The sequence below is a fragment of the Ancylobacter sp. VNQ12 genome, assembly GCF_049445835.1.
Taxonomy (GTDB): domain Bacteria; phylum Pseudomonadota; class Alphaproteobacteria; order Rhizobiales; family Xanthobacteraceae; genus Ancylobacter.
In genome coordinates, this window is sequence record NZ_JBMSDU010000010.1 from 110,602 (window position 1) to 134,736 (window position 24,135).

Here is a 24,135-nt window from a genome sequence, read left to right on the forward strand (position 1 = left end):
GCGGCGTGAAAACAAAAAGCCCCCGGCAGTGCCTTCCGGCACCATCGAGGGCTGCATAGCCTGGATGTAGAGCGGCAACGCTGCCGCCGCGCTCACGTAGCGCTGGAGGTGATGGAAGCGCAGCCCGTCACGCGAGTCAAGCAGAAATGCCGAGGATAAAGGCACGCCATCTTCTGCCTATAGGATAGGCATTCAGCTAGTCGTCGGACGGGTTCTCGCGCCCCAGCTCGATCAGCATCGCATGGGCGTTGATGATCGAGGCCGCCATGGTGCCGATCGGCACGCGCTTGGCGGTCGCCTGCTTGCGAATGAACTGGTACGCCTCGTCCTCGGTCAGGCTGCGCAGGCTCATCAGCAGGCGTGTGGCCTTCTCCACCTCGCGCCGGGTGCGCAGCGTGTCCTCCAGCTTGGCGATCTTGGCCAGCAACCGCCCCTCATAGCCGCGCTGCGACAGCGCCAGCACCAGATTGGCGAGCACGCCGGAGGCGCGGATCGGCCGCACCAGCACGCCATGCGCGCTGGAATCGAGCAGCGCCTTCAGCACGGTCGGGTTTTCGTAATCGACAATGGCGATGTGAGCGACCTGCAGGTCGCTCATGCGCCATGGCATCGAGCTTCGGGTGTCGCGGTCGAGCAGGAAGAACACCGCGTCGAGCGGAAGGGGCAGCTGCGCCGGCGGTGGCCACACCACCTGCACCTGGCAGCCGATGCGCTGGAGCTGGCGGACCAGATCGTCGCCATCCTGGTCGCGCGGATGGACCACGGCGACGCGCATGTTGCGCAGATTCTGGATGAGCGCGCTCATGCCGCCCGTCCCGGCGCGGCTTCCCGCCGCTGTGCCCGCTCACGCATGGTCGTAAATGTGGTCGACGAGATAGGGGTCCGGCTTCACCGGCGCGCGGGCCTGCCAGACGATGTCGAAATCGCCGTGCTCGTTCACCATGCCGATGCGCGGCAGCAGATAGGTGTGATTATTGTCCGGGTCGACCCGGATGCGGCCCTGCGGTGCGTCGAACTCGGTTCCGAGCACGGCGTCGACGAGACGCTGCGTATCGAGCGATTTCGCACGGGCGAGGGCGTCCGCGAAGAGATGGATCTGGAAATAGGCCGCCTCGGCATACATCGTCACCGCCGCGTCGGCACCGAAGCGGCTGCGATAGGCGCCGACGAAGCGGCGATTGGCGGGCGTGTCGACCGTGGAGAAATACGGCGCGGAGGTGATATGGCCGACGCACAGCTCCGGCCCGATGGCGCGGATCTCGCCTTCGGCCATGGTCAGGCTGGCGATCGGCATGCTGCGCGGATCGAGCCCGGCTTCCCGGAAGATGCGGTACAGCGCCTGGCCGCCCTGGCCCACCACGGTGGAGAACACGACGGAGGGCGCGCGGCGGCGGATGTCTTCCACCACGCGGCGCAGCTGGTCCTGGTGGGGCTGCTCGGAAACATAGGTCTCCGCCACCACCTCGCCGCCCTCATGCGAGACGAGATCGCGCATGATGCGGTTCGACTCGCGCGGATAGATGTAGTCCGAGCCGACGAGATAGAAGCGCGGCCCGTAATTGGCGAGCAGGTGCCGGGCGAGTTGCAGGCTGTTCTGGTTCGGCGCCGCGCCTGTGTAGATCACGTTCGGCGAGTATTCGAAGCCCTCATACAGCGAGGGATACCAGAGAAGCGCGTTGCGCCGCTCCACCGTGGCGAGGATGGCCTTGCGGCAGGAGGAGGTGCAGCAGCCGAAGATGGTGCTGATATTGTCCTCGGTGAGGAGCCGCTCGGCATAGCGGCGGTAGAGCTCCGGCGTCGATTCAGGGTCGTAGCAGACCGGCTCGATCGGCCGGCCCAGAACGCCGCCGGCGAGGTTGATCTCCTCGATGGCAAGGGCGGTCCCGCGGAAATGCTCGGTCTCCGGCTCGCGCATGTGGCCCTTGCGGGAAAACAGCACGCCGACCCGCCAGGCGCTTGCCGGCCCTGAGCCCGTATCGATACTGGCGAGATTGTCCACTGTGCCGTCCATCCTGTGCGAGGTACGGGTCGACGCCTCCACGTAGGAACGTGGGGCCGAGGCCGCGCGCGAGACCTATCCCGCCGGTTTTTGGCGCGCGCCTGCGGAGATGGCAAGAGCACGACGCGTCGGAGGAAAATGGCTCTCGGGCCAGCGTATCCCGGCGGCCTTGCCGAGCCGCGTCGTTCAATACAGCTTCAGAACCCTGCTCGCGGTGGCGGCGTCGGTCACGAGGATGTTGGCGTAGCCGCCCTTCAGCATGCCGGAGATCGCCTCGACCTTCTCCACTCCGCCGCCGATGCAGATGCGCTCCGGCACCTTCAGGAAGTCCTCGAGCGGCATGACGATGTGACGGGCGTCGATCTCCGTCAGCACCGGGTTGCCCTGCTTGTCGAAGAAATAGCCCGAAACGAAACCGATGGCCCCGCGGCGCTGATATTCGGCGAGGATCGGTTCGGACATGAAGCCGCTGTCCTTGAGCAGGGTCTCGCTGCCGACATGGGTGACGCCGAACAGCGTCCTGGTGCAGGTGCGCAGAAGCTTGAAATGCTGCTCGATGATCGGCTCCTCCATCAGGAGCTGCTTCATCTTCGCGCTGGAGACGATGCCGGGGGCGTGCAGGTTGATGCAGCGTCCGCCGACCCGGATGGCGATGTTCGAGGTGCACAGCTCGGGCGAGAAATCGTAGGTGGCGATCGAGCTGCCCGTGACCTGCGCGATGGACGCGCCGGGCAGGTGCAGCGGCGCCAGCGCCTTCGACAGCGACATGACGGTACGGCCCCAGGCGACGCCCAGCACGTCCTCGCCGGTCAGCCGCTGCTCGAGGAGCCGCGCGCCGAAACGGCCGATCCGGTCGTGCAGCGGCTCGTTCGCGCCCTCGTCGGGAATGATGAAGCACTCGTCGATGCCGGTAGCGGCCTCGATGTCGCGGGCCAGGCTGATCCGCTCCATGCGTGCGGGATCGATCTTGATGTTGACCACCCCTTCGTCGCGTGCGCGCTGGAGCAGGTTGAAGACGGAGGCGCGCGACACGCCGAGCTTCTCGGCGATGTCGTCCTGTTTGAGGCCCTCCTCATAATAGAGCCACGCTGCCCACAGGACCGGATCGAGGCCGAACTCCGCCGGCACGGCGGGCTGGCGCCGCGGACGGCGCGGCTGTGTCTCATGTGGCTCGCCCATGCATGCCCCCTCATTCGCCGCGCGCCGCCTGCCCCGGCGGGTGGCGGCGATGTCACGATTCCTCCCGCAGTTCTAACGGATTTCGGGGCTTTCGGCACTCTCTCGGCATTTGCCAGTAGATCGTGAAAAACGCTATTGACAAAAGTCATAGTTAATTGAAATATGCCAACAACAAGACAAGAACGCTCCCTGGGAGGGAACACCGGCATGAATCGCCCCGTGATGGTGCGCGAGACCGCGCGCGCGCCCTGGACCGAGCTGATCGACGACGTGATCGCCGGCCGCTGGATCAGCCCCGATACCGGCCGTCCCGCCGAGGTGCCTTTCGCCTGCGTAGTGATCGCCGATGATCTGGACGGCGCCCATGCCGACCTCGTCCGCACCAACATGCCGGCGGAGACCTATGCGGTGGTCGCCGACCGCGACACCTGGGAGGCGCAGGGCGCCGCCGTCGCCGCGTCGCTCGGCGCCTCGGTCCGTGCCGTCGTGCTCGACCATCCACATGCGGATGAGGCGCAGGTGGCCGCCTTGCAGGAGAAGACGCGCGGCGCCGACGCGCTCGTCGCGGTGGGCTCCGGCACCATCAACGACCTGTGCAAATACGCGACTGCCGGGGATGGCCGGCCCTATTGCGTGTTCGGCACCGCGCCTTCGATGAACGGCTACACCTCGACGACGGCGTCGATCACCCTGGCCTCCGGCCTGAAGACGACACAGAACGCCCACGCGGCGCGCGGCGTCTTCATCGATCTGGCGGTGAACGCCGCCGCGCCCTCCTATCTGATCGCCGCCGGGCTCGGCGACAGCCTGTGCCGCTCGACCGCGCAGGTCGACTGGTACTTCTCCAACCGGATGTTCGGCACCATCTATCGCGAGGCGCCTTACGCGCTGCAGGATGACGACGAACGCGCCTTGCTGGCGCGCTCCGCCGATCTCGCCCGGGGCGACCGGGAAGCGGTCGGCTATCTGCACCGCCTGCTCACCCTGACCGGCTTCGGCATCTCCGTCGCCCGCATGAGCCACCCCGGCTCCATGGGCGAGCACCAGATTTCCCACTGGATCGACAGCTTCGCCGGCGACCGCCATCCCGGCACGGTGCATGGCCAGCAGGTGGGCGTGACCTCGGTGACCATGGCGCGGTTGCAGGAGCGGATCCTGTCGCAGAAGCAGGCCCCGGTCGTCCGCCCCGTCCGCGTCGACGAGGAGGGGCTGCGGCGGCGCTATCCCGCGGCGGCGGTCGAGGCGTGCCTCGCGGCGAGCCGCGCCAAGGCGCTCGACGAGGCGGCCTGCGAGGCGTTCAACGCCCGGCTGGAATTGCTGTGGCCGGACCTGCGGGCGCGGCTTCTCGACATGGCCATCCCCTCGGCCGTGCTCGCCGGGCACATGCATGCGGCGGGTGGGGCCGCGACGGCGGGTGAACTGGGCATCGACCTCGATCTCTACCGCGACGCGCTGCGCTACAGCCCCGAGATGCGCGACCGCTATTCCTTCCTCGATCTGGCCGCCGGCATGGGCATCCTCGAAGATTTCATCGCGGAGGAAGGTCGATGAGCCTGCGTCCGCTCTCCACGCTCGACACCTCGGCCCTGTCCGGCATCGCGGCGGTCTTCACCGACATTGACGACACGCTGACCAGCGACGGGCGCCTGCCGGCCGCCGCCTATGAGGCACTGGAACGGCTCGACGCCGCCGGTCTCGCGGTGGTCCCGATCACCGGCCGCCCCGCCGGCTGGTGCGATATGATCGCCCGCTTCTGGCCCGTCGCCGGCGTGGTCGGCGAGAACGGCGCCTTCTACTTCTCCTATCGCCGCGAGGAGAAGCGCATGATCCAGCGCTTCTTCGCCACCGACGAGGAACGCCGGCACAACCGCGCGCGCCTCACGCAGCTGCGCGAGGTGATCCTGCGCGAGGTGCCGGGGGCCGGCATTGCCTCCGACCAGCTCTACCGCGAGGCGGATCTTGCCATCGATGTCTGCGAGGACGTTCCCCCGCTTCCCAAGGAGGCGGTCGATCGGGTGCTGGACCTCTTCGCCTCGGCCGGGGCCGTCGCCAAGCTGTCCTCCATCCACGTCAATGGCTGGTTCGGCGACTATGACAAGCTGGCGATGAGCCGCATCTTCGCACGCGACATTCTCGGTCTCGACCTCGACGATGACCGCGGGCGCATCGTCTTCGTCGGCGACAGCCCGAACGACGGACCGATGTTCGACTTCTTCCCGCTGTCCTTCGGCGTCGCCAACGTGCTCGATTTCAGGGACGCCGTGGCGCAACTGCCGACCTTCGTGGCGAAGGGACGGGGAGGCGAGGGCTTCGTCGAGGTCGCCGAGCTGGTTCTCGCCGCCCGCGCGGGCAAGGGCGGGGTGCGCGGCCATGGCTGAAGCGGTGATCCCCGGCGGGACGGACAGCTACGACCTCGCCATCATCGGCGGCGGCATCAATGGCTGCGGTATCGCGCGCGACGCGGCGGGACGCGGGCTCAAGGTCTTCCTCTGCGAGCGCAGCGATCTCGGCGGCGCCACCTCGTCGGCCTCCACCAAGCTGCTGCATGGCGGGTTGCGCTATCTCGAGCACTACGAGTTCCGGCTGGTGCGCGAAGCGCTGGAGGAACGTGAAGTGCTGTGGGGCATCGCGCCGCACATCGTGCGCCCGCTGCGCTTCGTGCTCCCCCATGTGCCGCAGATGCGTCCACGGTGGATGCTGCGGCTCGGGCTGTTCCTCTATGACCATCTCGGCGGCCGCAAGGCGTTGCCGGGCACCAGCGCGGTGGATTTCGCCTCCAGCCCCCTCGGCGAGGGGCTGAAGCCGGGCCTGTCCGTCGGCTTCGAATATTCCGATTGCTGGGTGGAGGATAACCGTCTCGTCGTGCTGAACGCGCGCGATGCCGAGCGCAAGGGCGCGCGGATTCTCAGCCGCAGCGCCTGCACGGCGGCCCGGTCGGACGCGCAGGGCTGGACGCTTACCGTCGAAGGGGAGGGCGGCGCGCGGCGCGAGGTGAGGGCGCCGGTTCTCATCAATGCGGCCGGCCCGTGGGCAGGCGACGTCGTGCGTCACCTCGCCGGCCGCTCGCCGAAGGGCCGCGTGCGCATGGTCCAGGGCTCGCACATCGTGGTGCGCAAGCTCTATGGCCACGACCGATGCTTCATCTTCCAGAATGATGACGGGCGCATCTTCTTCACCATTCCCTATGAGGACGATTTCACCCTCATCGGCACCACGGACCGGGACTATACCGGCGATCCCGCCCATGTGCGGGCCAGCGAGGAGGAGGTTTCCTATCTTTGCCGGGCGGCAAGCGCCTATTTCGCCCGGCCGGTGTCCGAGCGCGACGTGGTGTGGCACTATTCCGGCGTGCGTCCGCTCTATGACGATGGCGCAAGCGCAGCCCAGACCGCGACCCGCGATTATGTGCTCGAGCTCGATCCGGCCGGCGGGGCACCGATGTTGTCGATCTTTGGCGGCAAGATCACCACTTACCGCCGCCTGGCCGAAGCCGTGCTCGACAAGATTGCGCCGCTCTATCCCCCGCAATTGCGTGCGCAGATCGTGGCGCGCGAAGGCTGGACCGGACGCGCGGCGCTGCCCGGCGGCGATTTTCCCATGCGCGCCTTCGACGAGCTGCGGCGAGAGCTGAGCGAGGCCTACCCCTTCCTCGCGCCGTGCGATGCGGTACGCCTGGCCCGCTATTACGGCACCGAAGCGGCCTCGATCCTTGGAAAGGCGTCGAAGGCGTCGGATCTCGGCCGCCACTTCGGTGCCGGGCTCACCGAGGCCGAGATCGAGCATATGCGCCGCAACGAATGGGCGAACACCAGCGAGGACATCCTCTGGCGGCGCAGCAAGCTCGGCCTGCATCTCACCAAAGAGCAAGTCGGGGACATGGACCACTATCTGAACGGCCTGTCACAGGTCGCCTGAACGCGGAACGAAGAACGGAGAACGAGACGTCCAGCGCGGCCTAGCCAGCCGTGCCGAAGCAAGAAAGGGCGGCACAAGCCGCTCATCGGCGGACGGTCAAAAGACCGACGCCACGGGAGAAGACGCCCCTGGGGAAACCCCCGGGTCACCTCGCACCGTAAGAACGGGTGACGACATGTATCTGGGAATCGACCTCGGCACGTCCGGGGTGAAGGCCATATTGATGGACGGCGAGCAGCGCATCGTCGCGGAGGGCACATCGCGTCCGCTGTCGGTCGATCGGCCGCATCGCGGCTGGTCCGAGCAGCATCCCGACATCTGGTGGGACGCCGTCTGCGAGGCGCTCGACCATCTCGCGCACCATCGCCCGAAGGAGATGGCGGCGGTGCGCGGCATCGGCCTGTCGGGGCAGATGTACGGGGCGACGCTGCTCGACGCGGAGGATCGGCCGATCCGGCCGGCCATTCTCTGGAACGACACACGCTCGACCGCCGAGTGCCGGCTGATCGAGGAGCGCGAACCGGAGTTGCGCAGCATTGCCGGCCGCCGTGCGACGCCCGGCGTGACCGCTCCCAAGCTGATCTGGGTGCAGCGGCACGAGCCGGAGAACTTCGCCCGCATCCGCACGGTCCTGCTGCCGAAGGATTATGTCCGGCTCAAGCTGACCGGCGAGAAGGTGTCCGACATGGCGGATTCCTCCGGCACGCTGTGGATGGACGTCAACCGCCGGGACTGGTCCGACCGCCTGCTGGCCGCCACCGACCTCGACCGCTCGCAGATGCCGCGCCTTATCGAGGGCACCGAGCCGGGCGGGTTCGTGACCGCCGGTCTTGCGGCGCGCTGGGGCATGGCAAGCCGGCCGACGGTCGCCGGCGGCGGCGGCGACAATGCCTGCGGCGCCTGCGGCAGCGGCATCATCGAGCCGGGTGCCGGCACGGTGTCGCTGGGCACGTCGGGCGTGCTGTTCGTCGCCACCAACGAAGCGCGGCCGAGCCACGATCATGCGATCGAGACCCTTTGCCATGCCGTGCCGGGCGTCTGGCACCAGATGTCGGTCATCCTCTCGGCGACCTCCTGCCTCAACTGGCTCGCCGGGCTGCTGGGGCGTCCGGCTGGCGACCTCGTGCGTGACCTTGGCGAGACGTCGCGCCCGGCCGGCAATCTCCTGTTCCTGCCCTTCCTCGACGGCTGCTGGAGCCCGCAGGACGATGCGGAGATCCGTGGCGCCTTCGTCGGCCTCGATCATGGAACCGACGCGAAGGCACTTACCCATGCGGTGCTGCAGGGGGTCGCCTTCGCGCTCGCCGATGCGGCCAACGGCTTTCACGACAATGGCGCGCGCTTCGAGCGCCTGCTCGGCATCGGCGGCGGCTCGCGCTCGACGTTGTGGATGTCGATGGTGGCCAACGCCCTCGACCGCGTCATCGACATACCGGAGGCCAGCGAACTCGGTGCGGCGTTCGGCGCGGCCCGGCTCGGCCTGATCGCGGCGACCAACGCGGCGCCGCGCGACGTGCTGCGCCGGCCGAGGATCGCGCGCACGGTCGAGCCGGACCGCGCGCTCGCGGAAAGCTATCGCGAGGCCTTCGTGCACTGGCAGGGGCTCTACGCCCCGGTCCGCAACGCCTCGACGGCGCTTCGCGGTGCCACCCGACACTGACGCCACCCTCCCGGCGCTGTGGTCGGGAGGCACTCGAAAACGAAAGAGCCGCTCCGTCGGCAACCGGCGGACCAGGACATCTTCGACCAGGGAGGACGACCATGAAGGATATCGCGCAGAACGACGAGACGACGCCCGCGAAGGCGGCGAAAGGTGCCGGCCGCGGCTTTGAACTATCGCGCCGCACGCTGTTGACCGCGGGTGCGACGCTGGCGGCGGCCCAGTATCTCAACATCCGTCCCGGCCAGGCCGCCGACTACAAATTCGCCGCGGCGCTCGGCTGGACGACCTATGATTCCGGCCGGCATCTGCAGGACGGCTTCACCGCCGCGGTCAAGGAACTGGGCGGCACGCTGACGACCACCGATGCCGGCTTCGACGCCAAGAAGCAGTCCGACCAGATCGACTCGCTCGTCGCCACCAAGCCGTCCGCGCTGTTCGTCACTCCCGCCGACGCCGTCGCCATTGCCCCGGCGGTGCAACGCGCGATCAATGCCGGCATTCCCGTCTTCGCGGCCGACAGCATGATCCCGGGCGTCGCCGTCAACACCACGGCGATGTCGAACAATTTCGGCATGGGCTTCTACACCGGCGACTTCATCGCCCGCAGGCTCAAGGGCAAGGGCCCGATCGCGCGCGTGCTGCTGCCGCAGAACGAGAGCTGGGACCAGCGCACGCTCGGCATGGAATGGGCGCTCCGGCGCTATCCCGACATAAAGATCGTGACCAGCTGGGCTTTCGCGCTCGCCGGCAACGTGACGCCCCGTCAGGCGGTCGACAACATCCTCACCGCGCATGACGATCTGGCGGCGGTCTGGTGCGCCTGGGACGGGGCGGCGGTCGAGGGCACGCTCGCCGCCCGCGCGGCCGACCGTCCGAACCTCATCATCACCGGCATCGACGGCGGATCGCAGGCTTTCAACTACATCGCGGCGGGCTCCCAGCTGAAGCTCAGCATGGCCCAGTCCTTCTACGAGATGGCCTATCTCGACGTGTTGTACGCCCATGAGCACCTCGCCGGCCGCAAGACGCCGCGCACGGTCATCACTCCGACCTACGCCGTCACCCAGGACATGCTCAAGGAAGGGCTGCCGGACGATTACGACGTACCCGGCCGCGCCGAGCAGATGGGATGGGTGCGCGCCGTCTGAGCATCTCATCGGCCGGAAGCGGCCCGCCGCTTCCGGCCCTCGATGGCATCGCTGCCGACATCCGCTAGGGAGGCCTGCCCTTGGCCCAACCAGTCCTGACCATATCGCGGCTCGCGAAGCGCTTCGGCCCCGTGCAGGCGCTCGGCGAGGTGGATTTCATCCTGGAACGCGGGGAGATCCACGCGCTGCTCGGCGTCAACGGCGCGGGCAAGTCGACGTTCATCAAGATATTGTCGGGCGTCTACACCAAGGACGAGGGCACGATCGAGATCGACGGTCGCAGCGTCGAGTTCCGCTCGCCCCGCGACGCCATCGCCCATGGGGTCGCCGCCGTGCAGCAGCATCCCGAGCTGGTGGGCGATCTCACCGGCTATGAGAACATCTTCCTCGGCATGGAAGGCGAGCGGCGCGGCTTCTGGAGCCGCATCGATCATGCCTCGATGCGCCGGCGCGCCGACGCGCTGCTGGCGCGCTTTCCGGTGGAGATCGATCTTTCGCGCCGGGTTTCCAGCCTGTCGGTGGTGGAGCGGGAGATCGTCGCCATCCTGCAGGCGCTGTCGCGCGAGAATATTCGCGTCCTCATCCTCGACGAGCCGACCTCGACGCTGACCGAGGTAGAAAAGGGCGTGCTGTTCCGGCTGATGGCGCATCTGCGCGCCACCGGCATTTCCATCATCTACATCACCCACCGCCTTGAGGAGGTGATGGAAATCGTCGATCGCCTCACCGTGTTCCGCGGCGGCCGGCGCATCACCACGCTGAGCGTCGAGGCCGCCCGCGTCCAGGGCGTCACACTGGCCGAACTCATGCTCGGCGAGACGCTCGACCACGTCTATCCGCCCCGGCGTGACGAGGCGGCAGACGGCGACGTGGTCTTTTCGGTGGAGGGCCTGCGGCTGCCGGGTGTGCTCGATAACATCCGCTTCGACATCCGGCGCGGTGAGATCCTCGGCGTTTTCGGCCTCATCGGGTCGGGGCTCGACGAACTGTCGAAGGTGCTGTTCGGCGCCATGGGGCCGGCGGAGGGCCGGATCCGCCTGGGCGGGCGGGAAATCGCCCCGCGCACGCCGCGCGAGGCACTGGCGAACGGCATCTTCCTGGTGCCGGGCGACCGGCGCACCGAGGGGCTGACGCTCAGCCAGGCCTCGGTGTTCAACATGACGCTTGCCAATCTGGGCAAGGCTTCCGGCCTCGCCGGCCTGCTGCGGCGCGGGCGGAACCGGCGGGCGAGCGCCGAGCTGGCGGACAAGGTGACGCTGCATCCGCCGCTGCTCGACCGCGCGGTGAGCGACTTCAGCGGCGGCAACCAGCAGAAGATCGTGGTCGCCAAGGGCCTCTTCGCCGGCGCCGACCTCTACATCTTCGTCGAGCCGACGGTGGGCGTCGACATCGGCGCGCGCTCGCGGCTCTACGGCCTCATGCGCGAACTCGCCTCGACCGCGGCGGTCATCGTCATGTCGAGCGACTGCGACGAGGTTCACGGCCTCTCCGACCGCAGCTTCGCGCTCTACAAGGGCCGCCAGGTCGGGCAGCCCTCCGGCGACATTTCCCGCAGCCGGCTCCTCGCCGCCGGGATCATGGGGAGTCTGCACTGATGAAGCGGACGCTGCATCTTCCATCCGGCCTTCTTCGCCTTCTGGCGTTCCTCGTCCTCGTCGTGGCGGTGATCACCGTCTTCGCGCTGATCGAGCCGCGCTACCTCTCCATGCGCAACCTCACCGCCGTGACCCGCCACATGGCGGCCAACGGGCTCGCCGCCCTCGGCCTGACCTTCGTGGTGGTGGTGCGCAAATACGACCTGTCGTTTCCCGGCATCGCGTCCTTCGCGGCGATGACCATCGGCTTCCTGATCGCCGGCGGCTACGGGCTCGGCGTGGCGATCGCAGCGGGGCTCACGGTCGGCATCGCCGTCGGTGTCGTCAACGGCGTCGCCGTCGCCTATGGCCGACTGCCGGATATCGTGACGACCATCGCCACCGGCTCGATCGTCGGCGGCATGGCCTTCCTCTTCACCGGCGGGCGGACGATCTTCCAGAACTTCATGACCTCGGGGCTGATCGACCTCAACGATGTCCGCTTCCTGGGCCTGAACGCCTCGTTCTACTTCCTCATCGCCATCTATGGCGTCGCCTACCTGGTGCTGCACCATTCGCGGTTCGGCACCGCCTTCCGCGCCGCCGGCGAGAACCCGGTCTCGGCCTATCTCTCGGGCATTCCCGTGCGGCTCTACACCATGGGCGCCTTTGCCGTCTGTGCGGCGACCGCGGTGCTGGCGGTGGTGCTGATCCTCGCGGAATCGGGAACGGCCGACACCAATGAAGGCGCCAACTTCCTGATGCCGGCCTACGCCGCCGTCTTCCTCGGCGCGGCGTTGCTCGGCGGCGCCTCCATCCCCGCCACGCTGGCCGGAACCGCACTCATCACCATCCTGCTCGACGGCTTCTCGCTGCTGGGCGTGCCCTATTACTACAGCGACGGGGTGGTGAGCGTGATCCTTCTGGCGGGCGTCATCCTGTTCGACGAGCGCCTGCGGCGGGAAGCGGCATTGCTGATGGCCTTCCTCGGCTTCGGCCGAAAGATCGGGGAGACACACCCGTGAGCGAGATTTCCTCGACCATGCGCCCGCAGATTTCATTCGCCGGCGTCAAGGGCATCGGCCGCTGGTGGCTGCTGCTGGCCCTCATCGGCGGTCTCTTCGCCTTTGCTGCGGCGCGGCCGCAGATGCTCGACGGAGGCAACATCGTCACCGTCCTGCGCAGCGCCAGCATCATGGCGATCATGGTGCTCGGCCTCACCTGGGTGATCGCCGCGGGCAAGATCGACGTCAGCTTCATGCAGATCGCCGCGCTGGCGAACATGACGACCGCCGGCCTGCTCTCGCAGGGCAGCGGCTGGACGCTGGCCGGCCTCAGCGGCGTCGCCGTCGGCGGCATTGTGGGTCTGGTGAACGGCCTTCTCGTCGGGCGGATGCGTCTCTCGCCGCTGATCACCACCATTGCGACCGGCGGTGTGTGCGCCTCCGCCGCGGCGGCCATCGGCGCGGGAACCTCGATCCGCATCAACGATGCCGGCGTGCTCGGCGACTTTCTCGCCGCCCATGTCGGGCCGGTTCCGCTCCTCGCGCTCGTCGTCGTCGTGCTCTACGCGGCGGCGTGGTGGATGCAGGAGCGGCTGACCTTCGGCCATTACATCTACGCCGCCGAGCAGAACGAGGCCGCGCTGGTCGATGTCGGCGTCTCGGTCCAGCGCCTGCTGGTGCTGGTCTATCTGATCAGCGGGCTGTGCGCCTCGGTCGCCGGTGTGCTGCTGGTGGCGAGCCTGTCGTCCGGACAGCCGATGATCGGCAGTTCCTATTTCATCGATGGGCTCACCGCCGTCTTCCTCGGTGGCATGATGATCCGCATCGGCCGGCCAAACGTCATCGGCACGGCGACCGCGGTGCTGCTGCTGGCGGTGCTGGTGAGCGGCGGCGCCCTGCTCGGGTGGCCGGACTACCAGCGCGAGATCATCAAGGGCGCGCTGCTGCTCGCCGGCGTCGCCATGGCGGTGCGCATGGGGCGGTCGCTGGACGGCTTCGTCAAGGGGGAACGGCCGTGAACATGCACTCCGTCAAAGGGACACCGCTCGTCGTCGGCCTGGACTGCGGCACCGGCGGTGCGCGCGCCATCGTGTCCGACCTCGCCGGCAATGTGCGGGGCACCGCCACCAGCAACTACCCGACCGCCCACCCGCGGCCGGGTTGGACCGAGCAGAACCCGGCCGACTGGTGGCACGCTGCCTGCGAAGCGGTGAGGGAGGCTGTTGCCCGGGCCGGCGTCGCGCCGGACGACATCCTCGCCATTTCGGCGGATGGTACGTCGAGCACGCTGGTGGCGCTGGACGAGGCGGGCACCCCCATCGGGCCGGCCATTCTGTGGATGGATACCCGCGCCTCCGCCCAGGCGCGGCGCATGTCCGAATGCGGCGACCCCGCACTCGCCCGCTGCCGGGCGGGCGTGAGCGCGGAGTGGATGATCCCGCGCATCCTGTGGATCAAGGAGCACCGGCCGGAGGTCTTCGAGCGCACGCGTTGGTTCGTCGAGATGGCGGACTACGTCGCCTACCGGCTCTCGGGACGGCTGACGCTCGGCCTCAACCAGGCGACCAATCGCTGGTTCCATGGCGGCATCGCCGGCGGGTGGCCGACCGACTTCTTCGCGCGCATCGGGCTCGCGGGGATCACCGAGCGCTTTCCCGGCGACGTGCTGGCGCTCGGCACGCCCATCGGGCCGGTGGCGCCCGACGTCGCCGAGGCCATGGGGCTCGGGCGCGGGACGCTCGTGGTCTGCGGCGGCACGGATGCCTATGTGGCGATGGTGGGGCTCGATGTGTGCCGTCCCGGGCGCACCGCCTTCATCACCGGCTCGTCACACCTCGTGCTCAGCATGACCGACCAGGCGGGCGAGGTGCCGGGCCTGTTCGGTCCGCATCCCGACTGCGTGGTGCCGGGCCTTTATGTGCTGGAAGGCGGGCAGGTCTCGTCGGGCTCGATCATCAAATGGTGGCATGATCATTTCGGCATGGCGCTGTGTCGCGACGGCGATCCCTATGTCGCCATGATGAGCCGCGCTGCCGGCATTCCGATCGGCGCCGAAGGCTTGGTGGCGCTTGATTTCTGGCAGGGCAACCGCAATCCCTATACCGATTACGATCTGCGTGGCGCGATCTGGGGGCTCACGCTCAAGCATTCACCCGACCACATCCTGCGGGCGCTGATCGAATCCGTCGCCTACGGCACCGAGAACATCCTGCGCACGCTGGCCGCCAACGCCATTGCGGTGAGTTCGCTCACGGCCTGCGGCGGCACGGTGCGTAGCCGCTTCCTGCTGCAGATGCATGCCGATGTCAGCGGTGTGCCGATCCATGTCCCCGCGGTGAGCGAGGCTTCGGCCTTCGGGTCGGCCATCGTGGCGGCCGTAGGCGCGGGCGCCTTCCGCGACCTGCCCGAAGGCGCCGCGGCGATGGTGCGGGAGGATTTCGTGATCGAGCCGGATCGCGACGCCGGCGCCCGCTATGCCTCGATCTTCGAGGACTATCGCGCGACCCATGTCGCGCTCGCCCCGCTCATGCACGCCAAGGTGCGGGAGAGCGCCATGCAGGCCTGACGCCCTCCAGGCCGACGGCCGCCCCGCGCGTCGCCCTGTCGCCACCGCCAAACACCCGGCACCCATCCCCTCTCGTCCGATCCCGGACGGGCAACGTACCTATCTGGAGTAGAGACTTATGGCCCACATTGGAGATCTGGTTGCCGAGATGCTCGCGCAATATGGCGTCGAGCTGGTCTTCGGCATGCCCGGCGGACAGACCACGGCGCTGCATGACGGCATATCGCGGCGGACGGACCGCATCCGCCATGTGCTGATGCGCGATGAGCGCAACGCCGCCTATGCCGCCGACGCCTATGCGCGGCTTACCGGCAAACCCGGCGTGTGCGACGTGACCGTGGGACCGGGTGCCAACCTGCTGCCGGCGGGCTTCATCGAGGCATTGAACGCCTCGGTGCCGATGATCGGCATCGTCGGCGAATTGCCGCTCGACTGGCTGACGCTGAAGGAGAAGGGCATTGCCAGCCAGGGCTTCGACCAGCTGTCCTTCTTCAAGACCATCACCAAGGATTCATGGCTGGTGCCCTCGGTGACGGCGCTGCCGGAGATGATCCGCACCGCCTTCCGCGTCGCCACCTCGCCGCGGCCGGGGCCGGTCGCGCTGATCATTCCGCACGACATCTTCGATGCCGAATGGGACGAGAGCCTCGTCAAGATCGCCATTGACGACCGCGCGATCCAGGCCCCCTTCGTCCGTTCCGCCCCGACCGGCGACGCGGTGGCGGAGGCGATCGCGCTGATCGGCCGTTCCAAGCGCCCGGCGCTGGTCTGCGGCGGCGGTGTCCATGGCGCCGACGCCACTGCCGAAGTCGGCCGCGTCGCGGAGAAGCTGCAGGGCCTCGTCGTGACCAGCCTGACCGGGCGCGGCTCGGTCCCGGAGACGCTGCCTTATGTGGCGGGCACGCTCAACCCGCTCGGCTCCTGGGCGGCGATCGAACTGATCAAGGAAGCCGATCTGGTGATCTGGTGCGGCTCGAAGGCCAGCCAGAACACGGCGATGAACTGGACGCTGCCGCTGCCCACGCAGGCGACCATCACCATCGATTCCGATCCCAACGAGCATGGCCGCACCTTCCGCCCCACCGTCTCGCTGTTCGGCGACGTGCGCGAGGCCCTGCACCTGATCGACCGTTCCCTCGAACCGCAGAGCCACCCCGGCTGGATGGCGCGGATCGCCGAGGTCAAGGAGGCCGGCGAGGCGCAGAAGCGCGAGGAGATCGCCAGCGAACAGCTGCCGCTCAACCCGCCCCGCGTCATGGCGGCGCTCGCCGAGCGGCTGTCGGAGGACGACATCGTGGTTTCCGACGCCAGCTTCTCGGCCGGCTGGATCGCCAACTTCCTGCCGGCACGCAAGGCCGGCCGGCAGTTCCTCTATGCGCGCGGGCAGGGCGGCCTCGGCTATTCGACCCCCGCCGCCATCGGCGCCGCGGCGACGCGGCCGGATGCACGCATCGTGACCGTCGCCGGCGATGGCGGCTTCTCCTACACGATCGGCGAGCTGGCGACGCAGGTCCAGCAGAACCAGCGCGTGGTCAATATCGTGCTCAACAACGGCCGGCTCGGCTGGATCCAGCTGTGGCAGGAGATCTTCTTCAAGAACGTGCAGTCGGCCGTGCTGGAAAGCCAGAGCTGTCACCCGAGCTTCGCGCAGGCGGCCGCCGGGCTCGGGCTGAAGGGCTTCTACGTCGAGAAGCCGGACGAGATCGGTCCCGCACTCGACGCGGCCTTCGCCTATGACGGTCCCTCGGTGGTGGAGTTCCGCATCGACGACCTCGCCACGCCCATCCACTCGTTCAAGAGGCGCATGCGCGAGGGAGCCGACGCGCCACGCCCGCGTCCCGGCACGGTCTACAAGCTGCGCGACTGGAAGACGTCTCCGACCCTGGCGTGACGCGACGGCGCGAGGTCGGGATTCTGCGCTCGGCGGGCGGATGACGGCTTCTCCATGAGGGGGCCGACCGCGAGGTGGCCGCCGGCGCTGCGCGTGCGGTGCTCGCGCCAATCGGCACGCCCTCCGGTGTGCCGCCCGCCGCTCTCGGCCGACGCTTGCCGGTGGCCCAGCCGTTTGAGATCAACGGCGTTGCAAAGTTCATCATAAGGTTTATCGCTTGGAACAGAGAAATCGATTGATGATCCGCCGCAAGACATGAATTCGTCCCCGCCACCTGCCGCGCCACAACAAACGTTGCGGTTCTCAAGCGCCGATTTCGACACGCCGGAGCTGGCGATCGAACGTTTTCGCCAGCTGACGGGTGATCTTTGCGACGTGATCATCTATGGCGATGCGAAGGATTTTCGGGTTTCCTCCGCGACGCTTCACCTCAGCGGTGCCCTGCTGCTGGAATCGCAGACCAGCGCGCTGCGCTATGACCGCACGGCGCAGCATGTGGCGCGCGGCATCGATCATTTTCAGGTGGTGATGTATCTCGCCGGCGGCGCCGAGTTCGTCGCGCGGGATCGGACGTTCCTTCAGCGGGCCGGCGACATCTGCATCATCGACATGGCGCGCCCGAGCCTGACCCGCGAAATGCAGGCGCGGGACGGTGCCACCCATGTCCTGAGCTTCGTTCTGCCGCGCCTTCTCCTGACGCCCCTGGCCATGACCGACGCCGGCCCGACTGTGCGTATCCTGCCGCGCGAGACGCCCTATGGCCGGATGCTGGGGGACTACATGCTGGCGGTGCGGCGCTGCGCCGCCGAACTGACCCACAGCGAAAGCCAGGCCGTCGTCCAGTCCCTGGCGCTGCTGGTCGCCAGCGCACTCGACAGCCGGCCCGACGCCGGGGATACCAACGCGACCCTGTCCCAGGACGCGGTGCGCGCCCGCATCAAGCTGCACATCGATGCAAATCTCGGCCTGGGCTCGCTGGGGATCGAGTCGCTGTGCCGGGAGTTCGGCCTGTCGCGGGCCGGGCTCTATCGGCTGCTCGCGCCGCAAAGCCCGGCGGGCTATATCCAGCAGCGCCGGTTGCACCGCGCCTTCGCCATGCTGATCTCGCCCGCCTTCCGCGCGTGGCGGATCATCGATATCGCGCTGGAGTGCCAGTTCAGTTCGGACGCCACCTTCATTCGCGCCTTCCGCCGCCAGTTCGGCCTTTCGCCGGGCGAGGCCCGCAAGCTGGCCGAGCAAAGGGTGCCCGGCGCACCGCCCGGCAGCGGGCAAGCGCTCCCGGCGCCGGATGCGGAGGCCTCCCGCTGGATCGCCCAGCTGACCGGCACCGTGCTTTCCGGCAGTCCCGCATAGGGGCGTCGTCGCGCTTGAGACGATGGGCATGCCCGCGTGCGACGGCCGGCAAAGCGGCACGTCGCCCGGCTTGGTACATGCCTCGTAAGGGTGCACCGCACTCAATGGGGATTTGCGTCGCTTTCCGCCGATCGGACAGGACCGGGCCAGCGGCGCGCCGCGCGGCTCCGTCGGCTCGCGACCGTGGGAAGCGACGCGGGGCGGGGGGGCGCGTGCACATGCAAGCCGGAGCATCACCGCGGTCGAATGGTCAGGGCCGATTGCCGCGGCCCCGGCCTGCTCACCTGCTGCTGCTCGCCGGGCTGCTCTCCTCCACCTCGGCGGCGGCGCAGACCGCCGGCGGCGCAGGTGGAGAGAACCCTTACGGCGGGGCGGGCGGCGCGGGCGGCACCGGCTACACCGGCGCGTCGGGCGGGGTCGGAGCGACCGATGTCTACGACACGGGCGCTGGCGGCGGCGGTGGCGGTGCCGGCGGCGGAACCGGCGGCGCGGGCGGAGGCACCGCCGGCGGGGCGGGAGGCGCGGCCGGCGCCGATGGCAGCGATGGAACCGGCAGGTCCGGCGGTGGCGGCGGCGGCGGCGGCCTGAACGGGAGCGTCTCGACCACCCTCTCCAATAGCGGCACGCTGACGGGCGGCACGGGCGGCAAGGGCGGCAACCAGGACCTCACCCCCACCGGCGTGAATACCGGCGGCGGCGGCGGTGGCGGCGCCGGCGGCTATGGAGCGGTCGCCACAGGGACGGGCGCCAGCAGCAATTCCGGCAGCATCCGCGGCGGGCTCGGGGGAACGGGGGGCAGCGGCAACGCCGGCGGGACGGGTGGCGGTGGCGGCGGTGGCGCCTATTTCACAGGCACCGGTGCCGCGTTCTCGAATACGGCCGGCGGCACAGTAACGGGCGGGGCCGGCGGCACCGGAGGCGGCGGTGGCTATGCCCCCGGCATGGGCGCTGGTGGCCCCGGCGCAAGCGGGATCGGGGGAATCGGTGGAGCCGGCGGGGTCGGCGTGCTCCTGGGAGGCGACAACCAATCGCTGTCCAATGCGAGCGGTGCTTCCATCCGCGGCGGCGCCGGCGGGGCTGGTGGTACCCCTTATATCGGCCTGCTGGGGGGAGATGGCGGCGCGGGCGGCGCCGGCGCCGTGCTTTCGGGTGGCACGGTCACCAATGCTGGGACCCTTGCCGGGGGCAATGGCGGAGCCGGCGGAAACGGTTCGGACCCCACCTACGGCCTGTCTTCTGGATATGGCGGAGCGGGCGGAGAGGGCGGGGCCGGTGTTTCAGCCTCCTCCACCCTCCTCACCAATTCCGGCACCATTTCCGGCGGGAATGGCGGGGCGGGCGGTGTCGGTGTGTATCTAGCCGATGGAAGCCCGGGCGCCGGCGGCGTCGGGGTTTCCGGTTCCAACCTGACGATCACCACCAGCGGCACCATCTCCGGCGGCCTGTCCGGCGATGGGGTCACGCGGGCCAACGCCATCACCTTCACCAGCGGCAGCAATACGCTGCAATTGCGGGCCGGCTATGCCTTCACCGGCGCGGTGGCCGGCGCCGGATCGGACACGCTGCAACTGGGCGGGGCCGTCGCCGCCAGCTTCGACACCTCCGGCATCGGCGCGCAATATGCCGGCTTTTCCACCTTCGAGAAGCTCGGCACGGGCACGTGGACGCTGACCGGCACGACGGCCGCGGTCACGCCGTGGACCATCAGCCAGGGCATCCTGCTGGTCTCCGCGGCCGCCAGCCTGGGCGCGGGCACCGGCGGCCTGACCTTCGACGGCGGAACCTTGCGATACGGCGCAAGCTTCGACCTGGCGGGCACGCGCACCGTCACCCTCGACACCGGCGGCGGCACCCTCGACCTCCAGTCCTTCACCTCGACCATCGGTGCGGCGATCGACGGCGCTGGCGCCCTGACGAAGACCGGCACGGGGACGCTCATCCTGACCGGCGACAACACCTATGCCGGCGGAACGACCATCTCGCAGGGCGCCCTCCAGATCGGTGATGGCGGGACAGGCGGCGCCCTCACCGGCCCCGTGGCCAATGCCGGAACCCTTGCGTTCAACCGCAGCGACACGGCCACCTTCACGGGCTCCGTCACCGGGGCAGGCTCGGTTTCGCAGATCGGCAGCGGAACGCTGGTGCTGACGGGCAGCAACAGCCATTCCGGCGGGACGACGATCTCCGGCGGCACCTTGCAGATCGGCGATGGTGGCACGACCGGGACCCTCGCCGGCGACGTCGTGAACGATGCCGCGCTCAGCTTCAACCGTTCCGACACCTACAGCTTCGGCGGCACGATTTCCGGCAGCGGCACACTCAGCCAGATTGGCGGCGGCACTACGGTTCTGACCGGCAGCAACACCTATTCCGGCGGGACGAGCCTCGCCGCCGGCACCCTTTCCGTCTCTGCCGACGCCAATCTCGGCGACGCTGCCGGCGCCCTCGCGTTCAGCGGCGGCGGCTTGCAGGTGACGTCGAACCTTTCCACCGCGCGCGCGGTCTCGGTCGGCATCGGCGGCGGCGGCTTCAGCATCGATGCCAGCCACACCCTGACCACGGCCGGCACCCTGTCCGGCACCGGCGCCCTCGCCAAGGCGGGCGCCGGCACGCTCATCCTCGCCGGCACGGGCACCGGCTTCACCGGCGCGCTCGACGTCGCCGCCGGCGCGGCCCTGGTGAACGGCTCCCTCGGCGGCGCGGCCAGCGTGGGTTCCGGAGCCACACTGGGCGGTCAGGGCACCCTCGCCGGCGCGGTGACGGTGGCCGCCGGCGGCACCCTCGCCGGTACGGCCGGCGGGACGCTCACCATGGCGTCGCTGACCCTCAATGCCGCCTCGAACGTGAACGTGACCCTGGGGACGGCCTCGTCCACCGCCCTGTTCGATGTGGCAGGCGACCTGACCCTCGCGGGAACGCTGAATGTGGCCGATGCCGGCGGGTTCGGGGCCGGCAGCTATCGGCTGTTCGACTATGGCGGCACCCTCACCGATCTGGGCCTTGCCATCGGCACGACGCCCGTCGGCGTCCCGCTGGCCAATCTCCAGGTCCAGACGTCGGTGGCCCAGCAGGTGAACCTGCTCTCATCCGTGGGCGCGACCCTGCACTTCTGGAACGGCAGCACGGCCAGTCCGGACGGCACCATCAATGGCGGCACCGGCACCTGGAGCACCACCGGCCTGAACTGGACCGACGCCACCGGCACGCTGCCCGGTCCCATGCAGCCCCAGCCCGGCTTCGCCCTGTTCCAGGGCAATGCCGGGACGGTGAGCGTGGACAACACGCCGGGGCAGGTGACGGTCACCGGCATGCAGTTCCAGACCACGGGCTATGTGGTCACGGGCGGCGCCATCGCGCTCGCCGATCCCTCCGGCACCGCCATCATCCGGGTCGGCGACGGCAGCCTCGCGGGCGGATCCACCGTGGCGCAGATCGATGCCGCGCTCATCGGCACCGACGGCCTGACCAAGACCGACTACGGCACCCTGAAGCTCGGCGGCATCAACGACTATACCGGGCTGACCACCATCTCCCAGGGCACGCTGGCTCTGGTCGGCGCCGGCGATATCTCCGCGTCGAGCGGCCTCGTCGCCGACGGCACCTTCGACATCTCCGGCGTGTCCGGCGCCGGCGCGACCCTCCCGACGCTCACCGGCACCGGCTCCGTGGTCCTTGGCGACAAGGTGCTGACCCTGGCTGATGCCGCCGGCACGTTCTCCGGCAATGTGACCGGCACCGGCGGGCTGACCATCGCCGGTGGCACGCAAATCCTCACCGGCACCAACAGCTATACCGGCGGCACCGTCATCGCTTCCGGCACCTTGCAGATCGGCGATGGCGGCGCGTCCGGCGCGATCCAGGGCGATGTGACCGACAACGGCACGCTGGTCGTCAACCTGTCGAGCGAACTGACGCTGGCCGGCGCCATCTCCGGCACCGGCGCGGTGGTTCAGATGGGCAGCGGCAGCACCACGCTGAGCGGCGCCAGCAGCTATGGCGGCGGCACCACGGTGTCCGCCGGCGCGCTGGTCCTCGGCAGCTCGACGGCGGCCGGCACGGGCCCGATCTCGCTCGCCGACGGGACCATGCTCGGCTTCGTCGACGGCATCAGCGTCGCCAATCCGCTGGTGGTTGCGGGCGCCGTCACCTTTGCACTCGAATCGGGCAGCGCCACGGAAAGCGGCGCCATCACCGGCTCGGGCGCCCTTGTCTTTTCCGGCGCCGGCGTCATCAACCTCACCGGCGATGCCTCGGCCTTCGCCGGCACCAGCAGCATCACGTCCGGCAAGCTGGTGGTGGGTGACGACAGCCAGCCCGATGCGGTGCTGGGCGGCGCCGTCACGGTGGGCAATGGCGGCACGCTGGGCGGCTTCGGCACGGTGGGCACGCTCGCCGTCGCGGCCGGCGGCACCGTGGCGCCGGGCAATTCCATCGGCACGCTGCATGTGGCCGGCGATGCGGCGTTCGCGGCGGGCTCGACCTATCTGGTGGAGATTGCCGTCGACGGCCAATCCGACCGTCTGGCCGTCTCCGGCACCGCCACTCTCGGCGGGGCGACGGTGCAGGTGGAGAAGGCGGCGGGCAGCTATCTGCCGGGCACGCGCTACACCGTCCTCACCGCCGCGGGTGGCGTGTCCGGCACGTTCGCAGGGCCCACCCAGAACCTGCCGTTCCTGGATCTGGCGCTGGCCTATGACGCCACCGCCGTCTATCTCGACATCGTCCGCAACCAGGTGACATTCCCCTCGGTCGGCGTCACCCGCAACGAGATCGCCACCGCCGCGGCCGTGGAGGCGCTCGGATCATCCACCGCGCTCTATGACGCGGTCGTCGGTCAGGCCAGCGCGGCCGATGCGCGGCAGGCTTTCAATGCGGTCTCCGGCGAGATCCATGCCAGCACGGTCACCGTGCTGATGGACGACAGCCGGCTCATCCGCACCGCACTGCTCGACCGCATGCAGGGCGACCCGGCCCCCGCCTCGAACGTTTCGGTGGCCGGCGTGCCCGGCACCGGCAATGCGTTCTGGGCGCAGGCTTTCGGTTCGTGGGGCACCACCTCGGGCGACGGCAATGCCGCGACGCTCCAGCGCAACACGGACGGGCTGTTCGTCGGCTATGACGGCCCGATGGGCGACGCCTGGCGGATCGGTTTTGCCGGTGGCTACAGTTCCACCGCGTTCTCCACGGAAGCCACGTCGTCGTCAGGCTCCAGCGACAACTATCATATGGCGCTCTATGGGGCCGGCGCGTTCGGCGCGCTGGATGTGAAGCTGGGCGGCGCGTTCGCCTGGAGCGACATTGCCAATCAACGCACGGTCGCCTTTCCCGGTCTGTTTCAGACGGCGCAGGCCGACTATTCCGCCCTGACCGGACAGGTGTTCGGCGAGATCGGCTATCGGCTGGCCACCGGAAACGGCGTTCTGGAACCCTTCGCCGGGCTGGCTTACGTGAATGTCGACACCAACGCCTTTCGGGAGACCGGCGGTGTCGCGGCGCTCGCGGGGCAGGGGCTCGACCAGTCGGTGACCTATTCCACGCTCGGCGTGCATGTCTCCGGCAGCGTTCCCCTGTTCGGCATGCCGGCCACGTTCAACGGGACGCTGGGCTGGCAACACGCGTTCGGCGATACCGATCCGCAGGCGCTGGTGGCGTTCGGCGGCGGCGCCCCCTTCGCCATTGCCGGCGTGCCCATTGCCCGCGACGCGGCACTGGTGGCGGCCGGCGTCGACGTCGCGGTGGCCGCGAACTCGACCCTCGGCGTGTACTATAGTAGTGCGCTGGCCAGCAGCGATTATGACAACACGGTCAAGGCCAGTTTCACCCTGCGTTTCTAGCGTCCTCCG

The 24,135-nt window shown here is 69.0% G+C and carries 15 protein-coding genes; 12 read left to right on the forward strand and 3 right to left on the reverse strand.

What is annotated here, in order from left to right; all coding sequences use genetic code 11:
* Positions 1–196: 196 nt before the first annotated feature.
* The 3 genes from ACO2RV_RS14915 to ACO2RV_RS14925 form a co-directional block, all read right to left on the reverse strand.
* On the reverse strand, positions 197–805 hold the full coding sequence (locus tag ACO2RV_RS14915) for an ANTAR domain-containing response regulator (RefSeq protein ID WP_423294297.1): 609 nt from the start codon (positions 803–805) through the stop codon (positions 197–199).
* 39 nt (positions 806–844) lie between these two features.
* Positions 845–2,011 (reverse strand): transporter substrate-binding domain-containing protein, encoded by a 1,167-nt coding sequence (locus ACO2RV_RS14920; RefSeq protein WP_423294299.1) that lies wholly within the window; start codon positions 2,009–2,011, stop codon positions 845–847.
* A gap of 174 nt (positions 2,012–2,185) precedes the next feature.
* Positions 2,186–3,178 (reverse strand): sugar-binding transcriptional regulator, encoded by a 993-nt coding sequence (locus tag ACO2RV_RS14925; RefSeq protein ID WP_423294301.1) that lies wholly within the window; start codon positions 3,176–3,178, stop codon positions 2,186–2,188.
* 207 nt (positions 3,179–3,385) lie between these two features.
* Here ACO2RV_RS14925 and ACO2RV_RS14930 point away from each other — a divergent pair, with 207 nt between their 5' ends.
* The 12 genes from ACO2RV_RS14930 to ACO2RV_RS14985 all read left to right on the forward strand — a co-directional run bounded on the left by ACO2RV_RS14930 (position 3,386) and on the right by ACO2RV_RS14985 (position 24,126).
* Positions 3,386–4,729 (forward strand): iron-containing alcohol dehydrogenase, encoded by a 1,344-nt coding sequence (locus ACO2RV_RS14930; protein WP_423294303.1) that lies wholly within the window; start codon positions 3,386–3,388, stop codon positions 4,727–4,729.
* Between the two features lie 2 nt (positions 4,730–4,731).
* Positions 4,732–5,556, forward strand: a complete 825-nt coding sequence (locus tag ACO2RV_RS14935; protein ID WP_423294383.1) for an HAD-IIB family hydrolase — start codon at positions 4,732–4,734, stop codon at positions 5,554–5,556.
* Entirely contained in the window at positions 5,549–7,093 is a 1,545-nt protein-coding gene (gene glpD, locus ACO2RV_RS14940; protein WP_423294305.1) for a glycerol-3-phosphate dehydrogenase, read from the forward strand. The genes ACO2RV_RS14935 and glpD overlap by 8 nt, the downstream gene beginning before the upstream one ends.
* 175 nt (positions 7,094–7,268) lie before the next feature.
* Entirely contained in the window at positions 7,269–8,753 is a 1,485-nt protein-coding gene (gene xylB / locus ACO2RV_RS14945) for a xylulokinase (protein ID WP_423294307.1), read from the forward strand.
* A gap of 101 nt (positions 8,754–8,854) precedes the next feature.
* Complete coding sequence (locus ACO2RV_RS14950) at positions 8,855–9,904, forward strand: sugar ABC transporter substrate-binding protein (protein ID WP_423294309.1); 1,050 nt, start codon at positions 8,855–8,857, stop codon at positions 9,902–9,904.
* Positions 9,905–9,984: 80 nt separating this feature from the next.
* A complete protein-coding gene (locus tag ACO2RV_RS14955; RefSeq protein WP_423294311.1) occupies positions 9,985–11,499 on the forward strand; it encodes a sugar ABC transporter ATP-binding protein in 1,515 nt (504 codons plus the stop codon).
* Entirely contained in the window at positions 11,499–12,503 is a 1,005-nt protein-coding gene (locus ACO2RV_RS14960; RefSeq protein WP_423294313.1) for an ABC transporter permease, read from the forward strand. The genes ACO2RV_RS14955 and ACO2RV_RS14960 overlap by 1 nt, the downstream gene beginning before the upstream one ends.
* Positions 12,500–13,501 carry an ABC transporter permease gene (locus ACO2RV_RS14965; RefSeq protein ID WP_423294315.1) on the forward strand — a complete coding sequence of 334 codons (1,002 nt, stop codon included), beginning with the start codon at positions 12,500–12,502 and terminating at the stop codon, positions 13,499–13,501. The genes ACO2RV_RS14960 and ACO2RV_RS14965 overlap by 4 nt, the downstream gene beginning before the upstream one ends.
* A gap of 2 nt (positions 13,502–13,503) precedes the next feature.
* Positions 13,504–15,048: an FGGY-family carbohydrate kinase gene (locus ACO2RV_RS14970; RefSeq protein ID WP_423294317.1), complete on the forward strand. Its 1,545-nt coding sequence runs from the start codon at positions 13,504–13,506 to the stop codon at positions 15,046–15,048.
* A gap of 118 nt (positions 15,049–15,166) precedes the next feature.
* On the forward strand, positions 15,167–16,939 hold the full coding sequence (locus ACO2RV_RS14975; protein ID WP_423294319.1) for a thiamine pyrophosphate-binding protein: 1,773 nt from the start codon (positions 15,167–15,169) through the stop codon (positions 16,937–16,939).
* Positions 16,940–17,233: 294 nt separating this feature from the next.
* Positions 17,234–18,292, forward strand: a complete 1,059-nt coding sequence (locus ACO2RV_RS14980; protein WP_423294321.1) for a helix-turn-helix domain-containing protein — start codon at positions 17,234–17,236, stop codon at positions 18,290–18,292.
* A gap of 260 nt (positions 18,293–18,552) precedes the next feature.
* The gene (locus ACO2RV_RS14985; protein ID WP_423294323.1) at positions 18,553–24,126 is read left to right on the forward strand and encodes an autotransporter domain-containing protein; all 5,574 of its coding nucleotides are present in this window, start codon (positions 18,553–18,555) and stop codon (positions 24,124–24,126) included.
* Positions 24,127–24,135: the final 9 nt, after the last annotated feature.